General features: G+C 33.8%; 21 protein-coding genes. 11 read left to right on the forward strand and 10 right to left on the reverse strand.

Going from position 1 to position 20,794, the window contains the following annotated elements; all coding sequences use genetic code 11:
- Nucleotides 1–90 precede the first annotated feature (90 nt).
- From E2558_RS02125 to E2558_RS02135, 3 genes are all read right to left on the reverse strand, one after another.
- Nucleotides 91–516, reverse strand: coding sequence for a GNAT family N-acetyltransferase (locus E2558_RS02125; protein ID WP_126565330.1), 426 nt, complete (start codon nt 514–516; stop codon nt 91–93).
- A gap of 156 nt (nt 517–672) precedes the next feature.
- On the reverse strand, nt 673–1,143 hold the full coding sequence (locus E2558_RS02130; protein WP_126565331.1) for a DUF2538 family protein: 471 nt from the start codon (nt 1,141–1,143) through the stop codon (nt 673–675).
- 19 nt (nt 1,144–1,162) lie between these two features.
- Complete coding sequence (locus E2558_RS02135) at nt 1,163–2,410, reverse strand: LCP family protein (protein ID WP_126565332.1); 1,248 nt, start codon at nt 2,408–2,410, stop codon at nt 1,163–1,165.
- A 399-nt stretch (nt 2,411–2,809) separates the two neighbouring features.
- Between E2558_RS02135 and E2558_RS02140 the strand changes: the two genes are divergently transcribed.
- Nucleotides 2,810–3,985 carry a serine hydrolase domain-containing protein gene (locus E2558_RS02140; RefSeq protein WP_126565333.1) on the forward strand — a complete coding sequence of 392 codons (1,176 nt, stop codon included), beginning with the start codon at nt 2,810–2,812 and terminating at the stop codon, nt 3,983–3,985.
- A gap of 75 nt (nt 3,986–4,060) precedes the next feature.
- Here the strand turns inward: E2558_RS02140 and rihC are convergent, their stop codons facing one another.
- The 6 genes from rihC to E2558_RS02170 form a co-directional block, all read right to left on the reverse strand.
- Nucleotides 4,061–4,969: a ribonucleoside hydrolase RihC gene (rihC, locus tag E2558_RS02145; protein ID WP_126565334.1), complete on the reverse strand. Its 909-nt coding sequence runs from the start codon at nt 4,967–4,969 to the stop codon at nt 4,061–4,063.
- Nucleotides 4,970–5,151: 182 nt separating this feature from the next.
- Entirely contained in the window at nt 5,152–5,442 is a 291-nt protein-coding gene (gene qoxD, locus E2558_RS02150; protein WP_126565335.1) for a cytochrome aa3 quinol oxidase subunit IV, read from the reverse strand.
- On the reverse strand, nt 5,439–6,044 hold the full coding sequence (qoxC, locus tag E2558_RS02155) for a cytochrome aa3 quinol oxidase subunit III (RefSeq protein WP_126565336.1): 606 nt from the start codon (nt 6,042–6,044) through the stop codon (nt 5,439–5,441). Before qoxC ends, qoxD begins: the two co-directional genes overlap by 4 nt.
- On the reverse strand, nt 6,034–8,022 hold the full coding sequence (qoxB, locus tag E2558_RS02160) for a cytochrome aa3 quinol oxidase subunit I (RefSeq protein ID WP_126565337.1): 1,989 nt from the start codon (nt 8,020–8,022) through the stop codon (nt 6,034–6,036). Before qoxB ends, qoxC begins: the two co-directional genes overlap by 11 nt.
- On the reverse strand, nt 8,022–9,143 hold the full coding sequence (qoxA, locus tag E2558_RS02165; protein WP_126565338.1) for a cytochrome aa3 quinol oxidase subunit II: 1,122 nt from the start codon (nt 9,141–9,143) through the stop codon (nt 8,022–8,024). Before qoxA ends, qoxB begins: the two co-directional genes overlap by 1 nt.
- A 297-nt stretch (nt 9,144–9,440) precedes the next feature.
- Entirely contained in the window at nt 9,441–9,758 is a 318-nt protein-coding gene (locus E2558_RS02170) for a DUF5011 domain-containing protein (RefSeq protein ID WP_126565339.1), read from the reverse strand.
- A 256-nt stretch (nt 9,759–10,014) separates the two neighbouring features.
- Between E2558_RS02170 and E2558_RS02175 the strand changes: the two genes are divergently transcribed.
- On the forward strand, nt 10,015–11,160 hold the full coding sequence (locus tag E2558_RS02175; protein ID WP_126565340.1) for a globin domain-containing protein: 1,146 nt from the start codon (nt 10,015–10,017) through the stop codon (nt 11,158–11,160).
- Nucleotides 11,161–11,253: 93 nt separating this feature from the next.
- On the opposite strand, the gene folD is transcribed toward E2558_RS02175, so the two are convergent.
- Nucleotides 11,254–12,111 (reverse strand): bifunctional methylenetetrahydrofolate dehydrogenase/methenyltetrahydrofolate cyclohydrolase FolD, encoded by an 858-nt coding sequence (gene folD / locus E2558_RS02180; protein WP_126565341.1) that lies wholly within the window; start codon nt 12,109–12,111, stop codon nt 11,254–11,256.
- Nucleotides 12,112–12,321: 210 nt separating this feature from the next.
- Between folD and purE the strand changes: the two genes are divergently transcribed.
- Genes purE through purN form a run of 9 tightly spaced genes read left to right on the forward strand, consistent with a single transcriptional unit; the run spans nt 12,322 to nt 20,791 of the window.
- On the forward strand, nt 12,322–12,804 hold the full coding sequence (gene purE / locus E2558_RS02185; protein ID WP_126565342.1) for a 5-(carboxyamino)imidazole ribonucleotide mutase: 483 nt from the start codon (nt 12,322–12,324) through the stop codon (nt 12,802–12,804).
- A complete protein-coding gene (purK, locus tag E2558_RS02190) occupies nt 12,791–13,915 on the forward strand; it encodes a 5-(carboxyamino)imidazole ribonucleotide synthase (protein ID WP_126565343.1) in 1,125 nt (374 codons plus the stop codon). Before purE ends, purK begins: the two co-directional genes overlap by 14 nt.
- Nucleotides 13,916–13,918: 3 nt before the next feature.
- Complete coding sequence (gene purC / locus E2558_RS02195; RefSeq protein WP_126565344.1) at nt 13,919–14,623, forward strand: phosphoribosylaminoimidazolesuccinocarboxamide synthase; 705 nt, start codon at nt 13,919–13,921, stop codon at nt 14,621–14,623.
- Nucleotides 14,623–14,883, forward strand: a complete 261-nt coding sequence (gene purS, locus E2558_RS02200; RefSeq protein ID WP_103297081.1) for a phosphoribosylformylglycinamidine synthase subunit PurS — start codon at nt 14,623–14,625, stop codon at nt 14,881–14,883. The genes purC and purS overlap by 1 nt, the downstream gene beginning before the upstream one ends.
- 1 nt (nt 14,884) lies before the next feature.
- Nucleotides 14,885–15,556 (forward strand): phosphoribosylformylglycinamidine synthase subunit PurQ, encoded by a 672-nt coding sequence (gene purQ, locus E2558_RS02205; RefSeq protein ID WP_126565345.1) that lies wholly within the window; start codon nt 14,885–14,887, stop codon nt 15,554–15,556.
- Nucleotides 15,549–17,738: a phosphoribosylformylglycinamidine synthase subunit PurL gene (gene purL, locus E2558_RS02210; RefSeq protein WP_126565346.1), complete on the forward strand. Its 2,190-nt coding sequence runs from the start codon at nt 15,549–15,551 to the stop codon at nt 17,736–17,738. The genes purQ and purL overlap by 8 nt, the downstream gene beginning before the upstream one ends.
- Nucleotides 17,717–19,201 carry an amidophosphoribosyltransferase gene (gene purF / locus E2558_RS02215; protein WP_126565347.1) on the forward strand — a complete coding sequence of 495 codons (1,485 nt, stop codon included), beginning with the start codon at nt 17,717–17,719 and terminating at the stop codon, nt 19,199–19,201. Before purL ends, purF begins: the two co-directional genes overlap by 22 nt.
- Nucleotides 19,194–20,228 carry a phosphoribosylformylglycinamidine cyclo-ligase gene (gene purM / locus E2558_RS02220; protein WP_126565348.1) on the forward strand — a complete coding sequence of 345 codons (1,035 nt, stop codon included), beginning with the start codon at nt 19,194–19,196 and terminating at the stop codon, nt 20,226–20,228. Before purF ends, purM begins: the two co-directional genes overlap by 8 nt.
- Nucleotides 20,225–20,791 (forward strand): phosphoribosylglycinamide formyltransferase, encoded by a 567-nt coding sequence (gene purN, locus E2558_RS02225; protein WP_126565349.1) that lies wholly within the window; start codon nt 20,225–20,227, stop codon nt 20,789–20,791. Before purM ends, purN begins: the two co-directional genes overlap by 4 nt.
- Nucleotides 20,792–20,794 lie beyond the last annotated feature (3 nt).

Here is a 20,794-nt window from a genome sequence, read left to right on the forward strand (position 1 = left end):
GTAAATATTAAATTTATAAAAGTTAGCAATTTTAGGTACATATAAATAAAGAAATCATTTTTCAGTTTAATTACAAATTATAAATGCATATTAAATATTTTTGTACATTTTAATATGCTCAATATTTTCTTCTAAAAACACGTCGCCTGTAGGTGTATAACCTAATTTTTCGTAAAAACCTTGAGCTTGTGTTTGAGCATTTAAAACAAGGCATTGGTGTTCTTGTGCTTTGGCAAAATGTTCTACAGCAGTCATTAAAGCATGACCATAGCCATAATTACGATAGTCTTTTAAGATGGCCACACGTTCTATTTTAACAGCATCTTCGTAAGGTCGAAACCTTGCACAAGCGAATGGTTGATGATTTTGATCGTCGTACCCAATAATATGAGTAGAGTGTTCTTCAAATTCATCGAGTTCATTTTCAAGAGGTACGCCTTGTTCTTTAACAAATACTTCTTTTCTAATTGTAAAGCAGTCTGATAGCATATTTTTATTTTTTACAATTTCAAACATTGTGTAGTTCTCCTTTTAAAAAAATTAGTATTAGTCAAAATGAATATAAGTATAGAGTTGTTCTATATTAAATAATGAGATAAAAATAGAGCGGACCAGAAATCAATAGTCATTTAATTGATTTCATCGGCCCGCTCATTACATAAATAATTATGATTAAAGAGCTTCTTGACGCACGATGGCACAGTATTGCCAAAAAATTCTAAGTTGTGCAATATTCCAATTATTCATGCCCATAGTATAGCCAGAAGGTTTAAATAAGTTGACATCAGTAACTTCTAACGCCGCAGCAATTAAATATTGAAGCGGTATGCTAATGTTTTGCATCGTTTCTGTAATGCCATTTTCATTGTATACCCAAGAAAATGGTAACTCTGATTCAAATACATCTACCTTATTGAAAATATCTGGAAGAGCTACGATATAACAAGCACCATTAACAACAGGGTTCTCAGACGTATTACCGTAATACAATAATAAAGCTTCATAATTCTCACGATGTTCATGATTAACGTAGAAGAATTCATTTCTAAATAACGCCATATCTTTACTATGAATGATTTGTTGCTCTAAAACATTGAACATCCCGTTGATATTGGCAACTTTTTCATACGTTTTACGTGACATTGTACGTGCTCCTTTCAACTTAATATAACTGATTGTTTTGATTGTTATCTAATTCATTTGATTGGTCTGGAATATAGGTAGCATCTGAGTTGTTATTATTTGAAGATGATTGGTTTGTATTATTGGGTTCATTATTGTAAGAATTAGCATCTTCACCATTCCTATCATTTGATTGGTTATCTGTTTCATCATCATTGTTATCTTTTGAAGTCGTATCTTTTTGGTTATCTTTTAATAAAGATTGATCAAGTGGTGTTAATGGTACTAATGAGCCATAATGCTTGATAACACGTTCATCTAAAAAGTCTTTCTTATCTGTTATTTTAGATAGTCCTAAATCTGAACGCAATAAATTTGAATATTTAGCGATACTATCGACGCTTGGATTATAGTAATAGACACCATCTAAGTAATCATCTTTACCTTTGAGTTGGGACTTTTTGAAGTCTATATCATCAGATAAATACATTGAAGCGAGACTTTTGATTTCTTGAGATGTTAAATTATGTTTCGCATTTTTACCTACAATTTGAACTAATTCATCTAATTTACTATACGAATTTAAATCCTTCGCTTTTTGGAAAAGAAGTTTAATTAAATCCATTTGGCGTTCGCCACGTTTAAGATCAGAATCATGGTGACGCGTTCTTGCTACTGCTAACGCTTCATCACCATTAAGTTTTTGATAACCTTTTTTGATTTTGATTCTACCAGTATCATCTGTATTAGGTTCATTTAAATCATAAGGTACATCATAATAAATGCCTCCAAGCTCATTAACTGCTTGAACAAAAGCATCCATATTAACTCGAACGTAATAGTCAACTGGTACGTTTAACGTTGCTTCTACAGAATCCATTGCAGCTATTGGACCACCATATGCATGTGCATGAGTAATTTTATCGTAATAGCCAACTTTAGGAATATAACTAATTGTATCACGGGGGATACTTAGTAATCTAATTTGATGTTTTTTTGGACTAAAGGTTGAAAGAATCATTGAATCTGTTCTTGAGTGCTCTGTAGTTTGGCCATTTTTTCTACGGCCTTCATTATCATCAATACCTAAAAATAAAATTGATACAGCATCTTTAGATGGATCAACTTTTCCTTTTCTTATATTAGATTGTCGTGTAGCATCATCTTTACTATAAGAATCTTTCATAGCATCTTCAGAACTATGATATAAATGGATAATAAAAATTACAGGAACTACTATAAGAACTAAAGTCAATAACATCATAAAGTATTTTAAAAAACGGTTCATAACTTTCGCTCCTATACTTAAATTTTAATAGTTATCAATTAAACGAAGAAATTATATTTTTTACTAAGATGACTTAGGTTACTTAATTTTTTAAATAATCTTTAACTCTCATAACCATAAATTGTATTACTCTTCGGGAGAAATTACAACTTAAATTTTGTCACAAAAAAAGGAAAGAAATTAAATTTCTATATACGCTTAAGTTAAGTCTGATTAAGAAAAATACACTCACTTTATCGGACTAAAGGATGATGTGATTTTTAAAAATAAGCGTATGATAAATTAGAGATGAATTTTTTTATAGCATAATTTATAATATAAAATATTAAATGAATATAAATTAAATGGATAACTTAATTTAATTATAGCGTTATCTGCTTAATTATAAAGAGGCAACAGATGAAGACAAATAAAATTAAAGCAATATTTTTTACAGTAGTATTATGTGTATTAGTTTTGCTGATTATCATTTTCTCAATGAAACTCATTAGCGCTAGGCATAAAGAAAGCGAATATAATAAAGAAAATGATAATAAATTGTATCTTTTAAATAAAGATAAAGAGCCAAAAAAAATTCAACATCTAAAAATTGTTGAAGCGAACGATATCAATATGAAAAATGTTGATACATATTTAAATGGCGTGCAATTTAACGGTTCAATCACAATTCTTGACCGTGGCAAATTAGTATTTAATAAAGGTTATGGTTATCGTAATATTAAAAAGGGCATAAAAAACACCCCAGATACAATGTATTTAATTGGTTCAGCACAAAAATTTACTACAGGTTTAATATTAAAAAAATTAGAATTAGAAAATAAGGTTAATATCAATGATCCAGTATCTAAATATCTTCCATGGTTTAAAACTTCTAAGACTATAACGCTAAAAGATTTAATGTTACACAGAAGTGGATTATTTAAATTTGAGGCCTCTCCAAAGTCTAAAAGTTTAGAGAGTGCAGTACACATGATTCAACAAAGAGGTATTGATAATAAGTTTTACCATAAACATTTATATAATGATGCAAACTACTTGGTTTTAGCACAAGTAATCGAAAAGGTAACACATAAGTCATATGTTGAAAATTATTATGAAGAGATTGCAAAGCCAAATGATTTAAATAATAGTGCATTTTTCAATGAAAAGCCTTACCAAAAATATATGGCTACTGGATATAAAATAATCAATAATAAGCTCAAAACGATGCATCCAACTATTTTAGACCAGTACTATGGCGCAGGTAATTTATTTATGACAACATATGATATGGCACATCTAGTTCGAAACTTGCAACAAAATAAAATATTCAACGAATCAACAACCACGCCTTTACTACAACAAATGGGAAGTACAATGTATCCAGAATCATATCGATACGGTTTTTATGTAAGTCAACAACGGGATCGTATCAATGGAGTATTTTTCGGGCAAATATTCACTGTATATTTTAACCAACGTTATATTGTTGTTATGGGAACTAATATCGCAAATGACAACAAAGTTTCAAATGAAAATAAAATTTCACATATTTATGATAGATTATTAAATCAAACATCATATTACAGTTATTAGAAAGTAAAACGCTGTATTGATTTAGAGTGAATAAAAATGATTCACTCTAACAATACAGCGTTAATTTTTATACCATTATTTACATCTTTTAAGCATTTCTAAAAAGACTTGTTCATATTTGTCGTTAACTGTAGATGTTACTACACTACAGTTAGGGGAGTCGGATTTAAAATTCACTACTGTAGCGCCACGCGTCAAATTTCCTTGTAACTCAATTTGAACATTAGCCTCTTTAACCTCATAACTCTCACTATCCATTAAATATAAAATAGTAAACACATCATATAATTTTAAACCTACTTCGAAATCATCTTCTCTATAATGTTGGAATATATTATAAAGCATTGAACCAGTTTTATTCATCTTCTTAAAAGAGGTGATAAACTCATGGGTAAATAGCGCTTGACGTGCCAAATCTAAGCCAATCATGGTTAAAGGTATGCCACTATTAAATACCACGTGTGCAGCTTCAGGATCACAGTAAATATTAAATTCTGCTAGGGGAGTTATGTTCCCACGACCTGTACTTCCACCCATTAAAATAATTTCTTTAACAAGAGATTTACTCTCAGGATAGGAATTGAAAAGTAGGGCAATATTAGTAAGTGGACCTAAAGCGATAAGAGTAATAGGTTCATTAGTATTTTTTAAAATATTGTACATAGCATTTACTGAATGGTGTGAAGTAAGTTCTTTTAAAGATGCATTTGGAAAGTTATAACCATCCATACCACTTTCTCCATGAACATGGCTTGCATTATTTATCTCATTTAATAAAGGTCTTTCAGCTCCGCTATGAACAGGAACATCACTTTCAAAAAAGGCTTTAAGTTTTAATGCGTTCATAGTTGTTTTCTCAATATCAACATTACCATTAACAGTAGAAATCATCTTAACGTCAAAGTTTGGATGACACAGCGCTAAACTAATCGCAGCTGCATCATCTATGCCTGGATCAGTATCTATGATAATAGGTAAAGCCATCTCAATTACCTCCCAAATAATATTTCTCTTATTTTAATTTTACTACTAATGAAAAGAATAGCTATTCATAAATATAAAAGAATAATGAAATTATAGTTAACCACTTAAAAATATGTATAAAAAAACCTGCATGAAACGAAAATCGTTTCAATACAGGTTTATAAAGTAGGGTGCTTATTAAATTATAAGTGGTGAGAATGTCCACCTTGCATAACCCAATAAGTACCAATAACGATTGCTAAAGTGATGATAATCGCAAAGATAACTTTGAACGATTGTAAACGACCATCTTTACCTTCAGTTAAGTGCATGAACATTAATAATTGTAATGCAGCTTGAATGAAAGCAAAACCAAAGATGATAGTTGTTTTAGCTTGGAATGTCATGTTTGTGTATAGAGTTACGAAAACTGCTAATAACGTTAAAACGATTGAGGCAATAAAGCCGACTGTATGTTTTACAATTGTATTCATCCGCTATACACCATCCCTATCATATATACGGCAGTGAAGATGAAGATCCAAACAACATCTAAGAAGTGCCAGTATAAACTTACGATAAATAATTTTGGAGCATTGAATTTATTTAATCCACGTGTAGCAACTTGAATTAATAAACAAATGATCCAGCCAATACCTAATGATACGTGGGCACCATGAGTACCTAAAAGGATGAAGAAACTAGACCAATATGATCCAATTTTAGGTGTTACACCTTCAGAAGCATAGTGCGCAAACTCGTAAATTTCGAAACCTACGAACACTAAACCTAAAAGTAATGTAAGAATCATCCAAAACATCATTAAGCCTTGTTTCTCTTTACGCATGTAGTAAATTGCAATACCACATGTATAAGAACTAATTAATAAGGCAAATGTCATAATTAAAACAAGTGGTAACTCGAATAATTCAGTTGTCATTTTGCCAGCGTAATCGCCACCATGTTGCAACGTTAATAACGTTGCAAACAGGGTACCGAATAACGCGAATTCGGCTGTAAGGAAAATCCAGAAGCCAAGTTTATTCAATTGACCTTCATGCGTACGTGAATCAACAGTATTTGTATCATGACTCATGACCTACAGCCTCCCTTTCTTTAATACGAGCTTCTCTTAAGCGAGCTTCATTCTCGGCAACTTCAGAAGCAGGGATATGATATCCATGGTCTTGTACGAAACTTTGATAAACTAATGTACCTAAAATACCAACTAAGCAGATAATTGCAGGAACGATTGTATCAAAGATTAAGAAGAAACCACCGATTAACATGAAGATACCCATGAAGAAACCAGTATGAGTATTGTTTGGCATATGAATATCTTTGTAATTATGGTTATCTAAGTAATGACGACCATGTTCTTTCATATCAACAAATGTATCGTAGTCATTCCAATCTGGAGTAATGGCAAAGTTGTATTTAGGTGGAATTGCTGAAGCAGTTGTCCATTCTAAAGTACGTCCTAGACCATCCCAGTTATCACCAGTTGCTTCGCGAGGTGATTTAATATGACTGTAAACGATGCTTGCCACTAAGAATAGGAAGCCAACAGCCATCATTAATGCTCCGATAGTTGAAATAACGTTTAATAACCACCAACCATCTGATGGCATATAAGTGTATAAACGACGTGGCATACCATCTAATCCAAGAATGAATTGTGGTAAGAAACATACGTTAAATCCAATCATGAATAACCAGAAGCACCAGATGTTAAGTTTTTCATTTAATTTGTAACCCATCATCTTAGGATACCAGAAGATTAAACCAGCTAGGCAGGCAAATACTACACCAGTAACTAATGTGTAATGGAAGTGGGCTACTAAGAAATAAGTATTGTGATATTGATAGTCAGCAGATGCCATCGCTAACATTACACCTGTAACCCCACCTAATAAGAAGTTAGGGATGAAGGCTAATGAGAATAACATAGGTGACTCGAAAGTAATACGTCCTTTATACAATGTTAATAACCAGTTGAATAATTTAACTCCGGTAGGAACACCGATTAACATTGTTGAAATTGAGAAGAATGAGTTAATTAAAGCACCATTACCCATTGTGAAGAAATGGTGAACCCAAACTAAGAAACTTAAGAATGCGATACCAGCAGTTGCCCACACCATGCTTTGGTGACCGAATAAACGTTTACGAGCAAATGTTGGAATAATTTCTGAATAAATACCAAATGCAGGCAAGATAACGATATATACCTCAGGGTGCCCCCATACCCAGAAGAAGTTTGCCCATAACATTGGCATACCGCCGTCTGCTACTGTGAAGAAATGAGTTCCGAATATACGGTCAGCTGTCATTAATGCAAGAACAACTGTGAATACTGGGAATGCTAAAATTACGATTAAAGTCGTAATGAAAGTTGTTACAGTAAACATTGGCATTTGCATGAATTTCATAGTTGGAGTTTTACATCTTAAAATTGTTACGAAGAAGTTGATACCAGTCATTAGGGTACCGATACCCGAAATCTGAATCGCAACTAAGTAGTAGTTAACTCCAGGTCCCGGACTAAATTCGCCAGCTAATGGCGCATAGTTTGTCCAACCAGCTGCTGGTGATCCACCTACGATGAATGAAAGGTTGAATAAGATCATACCAACAAAGAATAACCAGAAACTAATGTTATTCATAACTGGGAATGCCACATCGCGTGCCCCAATTTGTAAAGGAACTACTACGTTCCATAAACCAAAAATGAACGGCATGGCCATAAAGATAATCATGATTACACCGTGTGTACTGAAAATTTCATTGTAGTGGTTAGATTCTAAGAATTTGTTATCTGGAATCGTTAACTGAGTACGTAGTAATAACGCATCAATACCACCACGGACGAACATAAGTACAGCACAGATTAAGTACATTAAACCGATTTTTTTATGGTCTACGGATGTGAACCATTCTTTATAAAGATATTTCCATAATTTGAAATAAGTAATTACTGCGATAAGTCCGATAACTAAGAATGGCGCACCAATTTGGGCCATTGTAATCATCCAGTTACCTTTAACGAGCAATTGATCCCATGGAAAATTCATTAATGTTCACCTCCATGATCATTGTCTTTGTGCTGAAGCTTAGACGCATTTTCGTCTTTAGCTCCTTTGTTGATTTTTTCCATTTCCTCAGAATTATGAGATTCTTCTTTCTTGAATTCATTATCATAAGGATCGTTGTTGCCTAAAATCATTGGCTTCATACCATGACGCTTATAGTTAGCGTTAGTAATTTGAACCTTACGAGCTGGTTTCTGAGGTTTATCAGTTACATCTTCATATAATTTGTCTTCAGCAACGAAGTTTGGATCTTTTTGAACGTAGTTGTAACGTTTATAAGCGTAGAAGATGTACTCTGGATCAGCTGCAGGGTCAACGAATGCCATATGTGTACCATTGAATGTTAATTCTTTATTAGGCGTACTTGGAAGAATTTGTTTATCAAATTCGTCTTGGCTAATTGTTTTCTTACCTTTAGCTTCTTTTACCCAAGTATCGAAATCTTTTTGGTCTACAGAGTGAACTTTAAATGTTTGACGAGCAAAACCTTCACCATTGAAGTTTGAGTTACGTCCTCTGAAAGTACCAGTTTGATCGGCTGTTAAAGTCCAATCCATTGTCATGCCAGTCATGGCATATTTTTGACCACCTAATTGAGGAATCCAGAAACTAGTCATTGTGTCCATAGATTGTAGTTTAAATACTACTGGACGATTTTTTGGAATAGTTAATGTATTAACTGTTTCAATTTTTTGTTCTGGATAAGCAAAGAACCATTTATATCCAGCACTAACTGCATAGACAACCATAGGATCTTCTTTACTTTCAGGTGGTTTTTCATAATCGTATAACGTTTTAACTGTTGGAATAGCTAAAGCGATAACGATAATGATAGGTACCACAAACCAAATTGTTTCAATTAAAGAATTGTGGTGCATCTTACCAGATTCGTTATTTTTATTATAGCTATACTTGAAAATAAAAATAGCGAACATTGTAAGTACAACAGCAACAATAACAAGCATGAAGATGATTGAATAGATAATCAAGAACTTCTGACTACTTGCTACTGGCCCTTTTGCATTAAATACTTCTAAGTTTGAACATCCGCTAAGTAAAATAAGCGTCCCAAACATTAGAAGCAAAGACTTAAATTTTGACACTTTTTTGACCTCCTAATACTACAAATGTAGGGCTTACCACTAATTTTAGTTTATTACGCAATATTTACAAGTACTTATAGGAAAAAAATTATATTTATAAATAGGAAAAAACTAATAACAATAGGAATGACGGGGAATGTAAGATTTGTTAAAATTATGTGTCTATTCTGTGAAAAATGACAAAATTAAGACTTGAGTGTTTGTAGTTGAGAAACGTTATCATTTTCAGCGTTTTCAAGGGTTTGAGACAAAAAAAGATGAGAATTTCTTCTCATCTAAATTTTATAAATATGACATTTATTTAACTTCTATGTATCTATATGATGTTTCTTGAGCACCATCTGAGTCAATAACATGATATTGTACTTTGTATTTACCAACTTTTGATGTATCAACATGACCATCTACAGTGATTTTATGAGTTAAATCACCATCTTCTTTATCATAAGCACTAATTCCATTTAATAAATTATACTTTTGACCTTTTTGAATAACGATATCGTTGACGCCTTTAAGTTCAGGTGTGTGATTGGATGTTGCTTCGGCACTTAAATTTGGGGTAACAAGAGTTGCGGAGACTCCGAGCGCTGAAAGTGACTGTATTAGTTTATTCATTACGTTAACCTCCGAATTAATAAATCGTTGTTTGTTTAACTAAACTATACTTTATTTTCTGATGATAAACATCATACTATAGTCTTAATATAGCGTATTACTTCTGAAATTTAAATAATATAAAGGAAAATATATATTAAGTTTATGTAAATTGAACATTTTGTGAAAATAATAACAATAGATAACGCAATCTTTTTAAAATGTATTACAATATGGTTGTAGTCATTACAAGTTATTATTAATGGGAGTGATTTTAGTGTTAAATGAACAAGAAAAGGCCATTATCAAAGAAACAGTGCCTGTATTACAACAAAAGGGGACAGAAATAACATCGTATTTCTATAAAAGAATGTTTCAACAACACCCTGAATTAAAAAATATGTTTAACCAAACTAACCAGCAGAAAGGTTTTCAATCGACTGCTTTAGCGCAAAGTGTATTAGCAGCGGCAGTTAATATTGAAAATTTAGCTAATATCTTGCCGGTTGTTAAAGAAATCGCTTATAAACATTGTGCTTTACAAGTACCACCTGCAGGCTATGATATTGTGGGAGAGAATTTAATAGAAGCAATCAAAGCTGTTGTAGGGCTTGGTGATGAGGATCCAATTATTCAAACTTGGAAAAAAGCATATCAAGAAATCGCTGATGTATTTATTCAAGTTGAAAAAGACATATACAGTAAAATGTTATGGGATGGATTTAAACCTTTTAAAATTGAAAAAATAGAACAACTTTCATCAAATATCAAAGCATTTACAGTTACTTCAAATGAATATGATTTAAGTCAATTTATTCCTGGTAACTACATTACAGTAGATGTAGGTAGTAGTAAGATGCCTTATCGTGCAAAACGTCATTATTCAATCGTTAGTGGAGACAACACACATTTAACATTTGCAGTTAAGAGAGATGTCACTACAGATCATGAAGGTGAAGTATCAACCATTCTACATGATGAATTAAAAGAGGGCGATGATATTAATTTATCAGCACCAGTTGGGCCTTTTATGGTAGACAACACTGAACATCCTCAATTGTTTATTGGAGCTGGTATTGGTGTTACACCATTAGTCTCAATGTTTAAAGAAGTGGCTGATAAAGGTAGTCAAGCTCAATTTATTCAGGTTACTGGAGATATGAATGATACGCCATTCACTACACTATTAAAAGATATTAGCAGAAAAGTAGAATCATCTAATTATGAATTATATGATAGAGCATCAAAAGGTTATTTAACTAAAGAATATTTAGAACAATTTATTAGTGACGATACAGAAGTTTATGTATGTGGTGGTACTCAATTTCTTCAATCAGTTATTGAACTATTGAAAGAAATGAATGTTGATCAAAGCCGTATTCACTTTGAAACATTTGTACCTAAATTAAGTGTGGCTGTTTAATAACTAAATCAGATAATAAAAGGGATAATAAGCGAAACTGTTTCGCTTATTATCCCTTTTTTTAATCATTCATTGCATTGACAATCAATAGAATTATTCAATGCCACGACGCATTTTTTCAGCTAATAAAGTATTATTTAATACCATAGTGATTGTTAAAGGACCAACGCCACCTGGAACAGGAGTGATTGCGCCAGCAACTTCTTTAACTTCGTCAAATTCAACGTCGCCTTTTAATTTACCGTTCTCATCTGGTGTATTACCTACATCGACAATAACAGCGCCTTCTTTAACGTCATCTTTAGTTACAAGACCAGGTTTACCAACTGCACTTACAATAACATCAGCCTCTTTTAAATGACTGTGCATATCTTTAGTACGTGAATGTAAAATAGTTACAGTCGCATTAGCTTGTAATAATAATTTAGATACTGGTTGACCCACAATGTGGCTACGACCGATAACAACTGCGTTTTTACCTTCTAAATCGATATCAGCATGTTTTAAGATTTCCATAATACCTAGAGGTGTACATGGTACGAATGTTTGTTCATCGATATATAATTTACCGATATTTGATGGGTGGAAACCATCAACGTCTTTTTTAGGATTAATTGCTTCTAGGATTTTTTGTTCGCTTACTTGTTTTGGAAGTGGGACTTGAACTAAGATACCGCTTACTGAATCATCATTGTTTAAACGGTCTAATTCTTTTAATACATCTTCTTCTGAAGTGTCTTCATCTAAATGAACAATTTCAGAAATCATGCCAATTTTTTCAGCAGCTTTCTTTTTAGAATTAACGTAACTTTGACTAGCCCCGTCATTTCCCACTAAGATAACAGATAATTTAGGAGTGTAGCCTTTTTCTTTCAAAGCTTCTACTTGATCTTGTAATCCCTGTCTGTAGTCCTTAGAAATTTGTTTCCCATCTAAAATTTTTGCAACCACAAAAATTCCTCCTTGTTTGTTTAAATTATAATTATAGCTTAACTTTCAAACCCTAATTACGTCAAACTTTAGGCAAAAGACGTAAATTACATTAAAAATTATAAATAAAGTTCGATTTTTAATTGAAAAAGCGTTCAATGATTGTTATGCTATATCTGTAATATACAACTAATCGTATCAATATTTCAAACTTTTGAAAGGGTGTACAAAGTGAAAGTAGCAGTCATTATGGGTAGTTCCTCAGACTGGAAGATAATGCAAGAAAGTTGCGCTATGTTAGAGCAATTTGAAATTCCGTACGATAAGAAAGTAGTATCTGCACATCGTACGCCAAAGTTAATGTTCGATTTTGCTAGCCAAGCAAGAGCTAATGGCTATGATGTTATTATCGCGGGTGCAGGCGGAGCTGCACATTTACCTGGAATGGTAGCATCTATGACGACGTTACCAGTTATTGGAGTTCCTATTGAATCTAAAAGTTTAAAAGGTTTAGATTCATTGTTATCAATTGTACAAATGCCTGGTGGTATTCCAGTTGCAACGACAGCCATTGGTAAGGCTGGTGCAAAAAATGCTGGAATTTTAGCGGCCAGAATTTTAAGTATTGGTAATGAAAACGTTCGAAAAAATTTAGAGAATTATGAACAATCACTTGTAGACAAAGTAGGTGAAATGCAAAATGAACTTCAATAAATTAAAGTTTGGTGACACGATTGGTATTATCGGCGGAGGACAGCTTGGCAAAATGATGGCCCAATCTGCTCAGAAGATGGGATTTAAAGTCGTGTGTTTAGATCCTAATGCTGATAGTCCATGTAAACCAGTGGCGCATGAATTTATTAATGCAGCTTATGACGATGAACAAGCATTACAAGAGTTAGGTCGAAAAACTGACGTGATTACTTACGAATTTGAAAACATTTCGGCTAACCAACTTCAACACCTAACTGAACAATTTAATATTCCTCAAGGTTATCAAGCCATTCAATTATTACAAGACAGATTAACTGAGAAACAAACATTAGAGCAAGCTGGTTCTAAAATTGTTCCTTTCCTATCTGTTCAAAGTGATGAAGACCTCCAAATGGCTATAAATGAATTAGGTTATCCTTTCATTCTTAAAACACGTTTTGGTGGATATGATGGTAAAGGACAAATACTAGTTAAAGATGCAACTAATATTGAAGAAGCTAAAGCACTTATTTCTAATCAAGAATGTGTAGCTGAACAATTTTTAGATTTAGCACTCGAAGTCTCTTTAACAGTTACAATTGGTAATCAAAAGCAAATCACTTATTTCCCATTACAAGAAAACGAACACCGAAATCAAATCCTATTTAAAACTATCGTGCCAGCAAGAAGCGATAAAGAACAAGAAGCAAGAGATGAAGTAAATAAAATTATTGAAGCAATACATTTTGTCGGAACATTTACGGTTGAATTCTTCATTGATAAAAACAACCATTTGTTTGTAAATGAAATCGCACCACGTCCTCATAATTCCGGACATTACTCAATCGAAGCTTGTGATTATTCACAATTTGATACACATATCTTAGCAGTTACAGGACAAACACTGCCAAAGTCAGTTGAAATATTGAAGCCTGCTGTCATGATGAACTTACTAGGTCGTGATTTAGACTTACTAGAGGATAAGTTTAGTGAACATCCTGAATGGCATATTCATATTTATGGTAAATCTGAACGTAAACCCGACCGCAAAATGGGTCATATGACTGTTTTAACTGATGATATTAACGGTACAGAAGCTAACATGCTTAAGGAATTTGAAGGGAGAGAATAACTCATGTCTCTATTATATGAAGGTAAAGCTAAAAGAATCTTTTCTACTGACACACCACACCAATTAAGAGTGGAATATAAAGATGAAGTTACAGCTGGTAATGGTGCGAAAAAAGATACTATGGAAGGTAAAGGACGTTTAAATAATAAAATTACTTCAATTATCTTCGACTATTTAACTGAACAAGGAATTAAAAGTCATTTTATTAAGCAACTATCAGATACAGAACAATTAGTTGAAGAAGTCAAAATTATTCCACTAGAAGTAGTAGTTCGTAATATCGCAACAGGTTCTATTACAAAACGTTTAGGATTTGAAAAAGGACATCAATTTGAAGCGCCATTGGTAGAGTTCTTTTACAAAAATGATGATCTAAACGATCCACTTATTACAGATGACCACGTTAAACTTCTTAATATTGCAAATGACGAAGAAATCAAAACATTAAAAACGATGGCAAAAGATATCAATCGCGTGCTCATTCAACTCATGGATGAAATGAACTTGCGCTTGGTAGATTTTAAAGTTGAATTTGGCAGAACACAAGATGGCAAAATTTTATTAGCTGATGAAATTTCTCCAGATACATGTCGCATTTGGGATAAAGATTCAGATACTAACTTTGACAAAGACGTTTATAGAAATGACACAGGTTCACTTATTGACACATATCAAACATTTTTAAATAAATTGGAGGAACTTAAATAATGAAAACGATTGAACTTCACATCACACTACAACCACAGGTATTAGATACGCAAGGACAAGCCTTAAATCGAGCAGTACATGATTTAGGATACAAACAAGTTAATGATATTCGTGTAGGTAAAGTATTATATATGACTGTTGATGAAGCTACAGATGAAGCGGTGGATAATATTATCACAACGTTAAGTGAAAAATTATTCGCTAATACAGTGATTGAAGAATATAGCTACAAAATTGTAGATGAAAAGGAGAATGCATAAAATGAAGTTTGCAGTTCTCGTATTTCCCGGATCCAATTGTGATAGAGACATGTACAATGCAGCAATCAAGTCAGGCGCTGAAGCAGAGTATGTTGACTATCGAGAAACATCATTAGAAGGTTTCGATGGCGTACTTATCCCAGGTGGTTTCTCTTTCGGTGACTATCTTCGCTCAGGGGCAATGGCAAGTGTAGCACCGATTATTGAAGAAGTTAAACGTTTTGCAGATGAAGGTAAACCTGTATTAGGTGTTTGCAATGGTTTCCAAATTTTAACGGAAATAGGTCTATTGCCTGGCGCATTGCTACATAATGATTCTCATCTATTTATAAGTAGAAATGAAAAACTGAAAATTGCTAATAATCAAACTTCATTCACTAACCTTTATGGTGAAAATGAAATTGTAGTTTATCCAGTAGCACATGGTGAAGGTCATTATTATTGTACAGATGAAATGTATGAGGAATTAGTAGAGAATAATCAAATTATCCTTACTTATGAAGATAATCCAAATGGCTCTCATGAACATATTGCAGGTATTGTAAATAAAGAAGGTAATGTTTGCGGTATGATGCCTCATCCTGAAAGAGCACTTGAAACAATCCTTGGTACAGATAGCGGCGTGAAATTATTTGAAGCAATGGTAAATAGTTGGAGGGAACAAAATGTCTAAGTTTATTGAACCTAGTATTGAAGAAATTAAGCTGGAAAAATTATATCAAGATATGGGTTTAAGCGATGCAGAATACGACAAAGTATGTGAAATTTTGGGAAGAGAACCTAACTTTACTGAGGTTGGTATCTTTTCAGTAATGTGGAGCGAACACTGTTCATATAAACATTCTAAACCTTTCTTAAAACAATTCCCTACAACTGGGGAACATGTGTTGATGGGCCCAGGTGAAGGCGCAGGTGTTGTTGATATCGGAGACAACCAAGCTGTAGTGTTTAAAGTTGAATCACATAACCATCCATCTGCCATTGAACCTTATCAAGGTGCAGCTACAGGTGTAGGCGGCATTATTAGAGATATTGTTTCAATTGGTGCTAGACCTATTAATTTGTTAAATAGCTTACGCTTTGGCGAATTATCAGCTAAACAAAACCAACGTCTGCTTAAAGGTGTCGTAGCAGGTATTGGTGGTTACGGTAACTGTATTGGTATTCCAACAACTGCTGGAGAAATTGAATTTGATGACCGTTACGATGGTAATCCATTAGTTAATGCTATGTGTGTGGGTGTGATTGACCACGATATGATTCAAAAAGGGACTGCTAAAGGTGAAGGTAACTCAGTCATTTATGTCGGTTTAAAAACAGGACGTGACGGTATTCACGGGGCTACTTTTGCATCAGAAGAGTTAACTGAAGAAAGTGAAAGTAAACGTCCATCAGTCCAAATTGGTGACCCATTTGTTGGTAAAAAGTTAATGGAAGCAACATTAGAAGCGATTACGTTTGATGAATTAGTTGGTATTCAAGATATGGGTGCAGCTGGATTAACGTCTTCTTCATCTGAAATGGCAGCTAAAGGCGGAAGCGGTTTAGAATTACATTTAGATAAAGTACCAACTCGTGAACCTGGTATTTCACCATATGAAATGATGCTTTCAGAAACGCAAGAAAGAATGTTATTAGTCGTTGAAAAAGGAACAGAACAAAAATTCTTAGACTTATTTGATAAACATGAACTTGATAGCGCAGTAATTGGAGAAGTAACAAACACAGACCGCTTCGTTCTTAAATATGAAGATGAAGTGTTTGCAGATATTCCGGTTCAATCGTTAGCTGATGAAGCACCTGTTTACGTTCTAGAAGGCGAAGAAAAAGAATATAACACTTCTAAAAATGATTACAGTTCAATCGATGCTCAAGATGTATTTGAAAGATTATTAACACATCCAACTATCGCTTCAAAACATTATTTATATGAACAATATGATCAACAAGTTGGAGCAAATACAATTATTAAACCAGGTTTACAATCTTCAGTAGTCCGTGTAGAAGGTACGAATAAAGCTGTTGCTTCTACAATTGATGGCGAAGCAAGATATGTCTTTAACCAACCTTATGAAGGCGGAAAGATGGTTGTAGCAGAAGCATATCGTAACTTAATTGCTGTTGGGGCTACACCATTAGCAATGACAGATTGTTTAAACTATGGCTCACCTGAAAAGAAAGAAATCTATCAACAATTAATTGATTCTACTAAAGGCATGTCTGAAGCATGTGAAGTACTAAAAACACCAGTCGTTTCTGGTAACGTCTCATTATATAACGAAACACGTGGCACATCTATTTTCCCAACACCAGTAGTAGGTATGGTAGGACTAATCGAAGACATTAATTATTTAAATGATTTCCACCCTCAAGCTGGTCACAAATTATATCTAGTAGGAGAAACTAAAGATGATTTCGGTGGTAGCCAAATTGAAAAATTATTATATGGCAAAGTTAACCACGAATATGAATCAATCGATTTGAGTGATGAAGTAGCTAAAGGTGAAGCCGTTAAAACAGCAATTAGAAATGGTGTCGCTTCTCATGTACAAACAGTTGGTAAAGGTGGCTTATTAATAACGTTAGCGCGTATTAGTGCTTACCATAGCCTTGGTTTAACTGCTCATGTAGATCTTTCAGATGCGCAATTATTCAGTGAAACACAAGGTCGCTACGTGGTCGCGGTAAAAGAAGGTGAAACACTAGATATCGACAACGCTATTGAAATTGGTGAATTAACGGATGTAGACGAATTTAAAGTTTCAAATGCTCAAACTACTATTGAAGAAAAAGTCTCAGATATTAAAGAAAATTGGGAAGGAGCCATCGAAAAATGTTTAACTACAGTGGATTAAACGAAGAGTGTGGGGTATTCGGAATTTGGAACCATTCTGAAGCAGCTCAATTAACTTATATGGGACTTCATAGTTTACAGCATCGTGGCCAAGAAGGCGCAGGGATTGTTGTTTCTGATGGCGAAACATTAAAAGGCGAACGTGGTTTAGGCTTGCTAACTGAAGCAATTAAAGCACCTCAAATGGAAAACCTTAAAGTAGGACATAATGCTATTGGTCATGTGCGTTATGCTACTTCTGGTAATAAAGGCATTGAAAATATTCAACCGTTCCTTTATCACTTCTATGATATGAGTGTAGCGATTTGTCACAATGGTAACTTAATTAACGCTCAAGCACTTCGTCAGTATTTAGAAAAACATGGTGCCATCTTCCATTCATCATCTGATACTGAAGTTATTATGCACCTTATTCGTCGCAGTAAAGCGCCAACTTTTGAAGAAGCTTTAAAAGAAAGTTTACGTCAAATTAAAGGTGGTTTCACTTTTGCAATTTTAACAAAAGACGCATTATATGGTGCAGTTGATCCTAATGCTATCCGTCCACTTGTAGTTGGAAAAATGCAAGATGGGACATATATTTTAGCAAGTGAAACATGTGCGATTGATGTGCTTGGCGCTGAATATGTTCAAGACATTCACGCTGGAGAATATGTCGTCATTAATAAAGATGGTATTGAAGTGAAATCTTATACAAGCCATACCAATACAGCAATTTCTGCAATGGAATATATTTACTTTGCACGTCCGGATTCTACGATTGCTGGGAAGAACGTTCATGCTGTACGTAAAGCGTCAGGTAAAAAATTAGCACAAGAAAGTCCAGCTAATGCTGATATGGTGATTGGTGTACCTAATTCTTCATTATCAGCTGCAAGTGGTTACGCTGAAGAAAGCAGATTACCATATGAAATGGGCCTAGTGAAAAACCAATATGTAGCACGTACATTTATTCAACCAACTCAAGAATTACGAGAACAAGGTGTTCGCGTAAAATTATCCGCTGTTAAAGATATTGTCGAAGGAAAAAGTATTGTCTTAGTCGATGATTCCATTGTACGCGGTACTACAAGTAAACGTATTGTGAAAATGTTAAAAGATTCAGGTGCAAAAGAAGTTCATGTACGTATAGCGTCTCCTGAATTTATGTTCCCAAGTTTCTATGGTATTGATGTCTCAACGACAGCTGAACTGATTTCGGCGAGTAAATCACCAGAAGAAATTTGTGACTATATTGGCGCAGATTCATTATCGTATTTAAGCGTGGATGGATTAATTGAATCCATTGGCTTAGATTATGATGCGCCATATAACGGCTTGTGTGTTGAAAGCTTCACTGGGGACTATCCGGCAGGCCTTTTCGATTATGAAGAGAATTATTATAAAAACTTGAGTCAACGTCAAAAGGATTATATTGATAATCATAAACACTACTTTGATAGAGAGGGTAATATTCATGTCTAAAGCTTATGAACAATCAGGTGTTGATATTCACGCAGGTTATGAAGCAGTTGAAAGAATGTCGAGTCACGTCCAACGTACTATGCGTAAAGAAGTGCTTGGCGGTTTAGGCGGATTTGGTGCAACATTCGATTTATCACAACTAAATATGAAAGCACCTGTACTTGTCTCTGGTACTGATGGTGTAGGCACTAAATTAAAGCTTGCCATCGATAATGACAAACACGATACTATTGGCATCGATGCTGTAGCAATGTGCGTCAACGATATTTTAACTACTGGTGCTGAACCACTTTATTTCTTAGACTATATTGCTACAAATAAAGTTGTTCCAGAGGTCATCGAACAAATCGTCAAAGGTGTAAGTGATGGTTGCGAAGAAACTAATACAGCTTTAATTGGTGGCGAAACTGCCGAAATGGGCGAAATGTACCATGAAGGTGAATATGATCTTGCAGGTTTTGCGGTGGGTGCAGTTGAGAAAGAAGACTACATTGATGGCTCAGCAATTCAAGAAGGTCAAACCATCATTGGCCTTGCATCAAACGGAATTCATTCTAACGGTTACAGTTTAGTTCGTAAATTAATTAAAGCATCAGGTATTAATTTAAATGATGAATTCGATGGTCGTACGTATCTAGATACGTTTTTAGCACCAACAAAGTTATATGTTAAGCCTATTCTTGCTCTGAAAAAGGCTGTCCAAATAAAAGGCATGAATCATATTACAGGTGGGGGTTTTTACGAGAACATCCCACGTGGGTTGCCTAAAGGATTAGCAGCCAAAATTGATACTCAATCCTTCCCGACACCTAAGGTATTTGAATGGTTACAACAACAGGCTCAAATTGAAACTCAAGAAATGTATAACGTATTTAATATGGGAATAGGTTATACGGTTATTGTCGATAAGGAAGAAGCTAAAAAAGCTATCGACATATTAAACAAAGAAGGTATTTCTGCATATGAAATTGGTGAAATTATTACAGATAAAGATACGCCTATCCATTTAGAGGGGGTAGAGGCGTGACTAAAGTAGCTATCTTTGCTTCAGGTTCAGGAAGCAACTTTGAAAATATCGTTTTAAAAGTAGACAAAGGTGAACTTAACAATATTGAAATTACGTCTTTATATACAGACCATGACGATGCATATTGTATAGATCGTGCAAAAAAATTAAAAGTAGCGACACATATCAATGAACCTAAAAACTTTGAATCTAAATCTGCCTATGAACAACACTTGATTCAATTATTAAAACGTGAAGAAGTAGAATGGATTATTCTTGCAGGTTATATGAGATTAATAGGTCCAGATTTATTAGACGCATACGAAGGTAAAATACTAAATATTCATCCATCATTATTGCCAAAATATAAGGGGAAAGATGCTATTGGACAAGCGTTTAATAGCGGTGATAATGTAACTGGTTCAACTGTCCATTATGTTGATAGTGGCATGGATACGGGAGAAATTATTGAACAAAGACAATGTGATATTAAACCGGACGATACTAAAGAACTATTAGAAGAACGTGTTAAACATTTAGAGTATGAACTTTATCCTAGCGTTATTGCTAAGGTTATCAAGTAAGGA

Source organism: Staphylococcus pragensis, assembly GCF_004785665.1.
GTDB lineage: Bacteria > Bacillota > Bacilli > Staphylococcales > Staphylococcaceae > Staphylococcus > Staphylococcus pragensis.

What these genes read in the sequence shown, in the direction of transcription:
- purQ (WP_126565345.1), top strand. Translation starts at nt 14,885, where the DNA reads ATGAAGTTTGCAGTTCTCGTATTTCCCGGATCCAATTGTGATAGAGAC.
- qoxD (WP_126565335.1), bottom strand. Translation starts at nt 5,442, where the DNA reads ATGAATACAATTGTAAAACATACAGTCGGCTTTATTGCCTCAATCGTT.
- purC (WP_126565344.1), top strand. Translation starts at nt 13,919, where the DNA reads ATGTCTCTATTATATGAAGGTAAAGCTAAAAGAATCTTTTCTACTGAC.
- purK (WP_126565343.1), top strand. Translation starts at nt 12,791, where the DNA reads ATGAACTTCAATAAATTAAAGTTTGGTGACACGATTGGTATTATCGGC.
- purM (WP_126565348.1), top strand. Translation starts at nt 19,194, where the DNA reads ATGTCTAAAGCTTATGAACAATCAGGTGTTGATATTCACGCAGGTTAT.
- qoxB (WP_126565337.1), bottom strand. Translation starts at nt 8,022, where the DNA reads ATGAATTTTCCATGGGATCAATTGCTCGTTAAAGGTAACTGGATGATT.
- purF (WP_126565347.1), top strand. Translation starts at nt 17,717, where the DNA reads ATGTTTAACTACAGTGGATTAAACGAAGAGTGTGGGGTATTCGGAATT.
- purS (WP_103297081.1), top strand. Translation starts at nt 14,623, where the DNA reads ATGAAAACGATTGAACTTCACATCACACTACAACCACAGGTATTAGAT.
- rihC (WP_126565334.1), bottom strand. Translation starts at nt 4,969, where the DNA reads ATGGCTTTACCTATTATCATAGATACTGATCCAGGCATAGATGATGCA.
- E2558_RS02125 (WP_126565330.1), bottom strand. Translation starts at nt 516, where the DNA reads ATGTTTGAAATTGTAAAAAATAAAAATATGCTATCAGACTGCTTTACA.
- qoxC (WP_126565336.1), bottom strand. Translation starts at nt 6,044, where the DNA reads ATGAGTCATGATACAAATACTGTTGATTCACGTACGCATGAAGGTCAA.
- E2558_RS02170 (WP_126565339.1), bottom strand. Translation starts at nt 9,758, where the DNA reads ATGAATAAACTAATACAGTCACTTTCAGCGCTCGGAGTCTCCGCAACT.
- E2558_RS02135 (WP_126565332.1), bottom strand. Translation starts at nt 2,410, where the DNA reads ATGAACCGTTTTTTAAAATACTTTATGATGTTATTGACTTTAGTTCTT.
- E2558_RS02140 (WP_126565333.1), top strand. Translation starts at nt 2,810, where the DNA reads ATGAAGACAAATAAAATTAAAGCAATATTTTTTACAGTAGTATTATGT.
- E2558_RS02130 (WP_126565331.1), bottom strand. Translation starts at nt 1,143, where the DNA reads ATGTCACGTAAAACGTATGAAAAAGTTGCCAATATCAACGGGATGTTC.
- purL (WP_126565346.1), top strand. Translation starts at nt 15,549, where the DNA reads ATGTCTAAGTTTATTGAACCTAGTATTGAAGAAATTAAGCTGGAAAAA.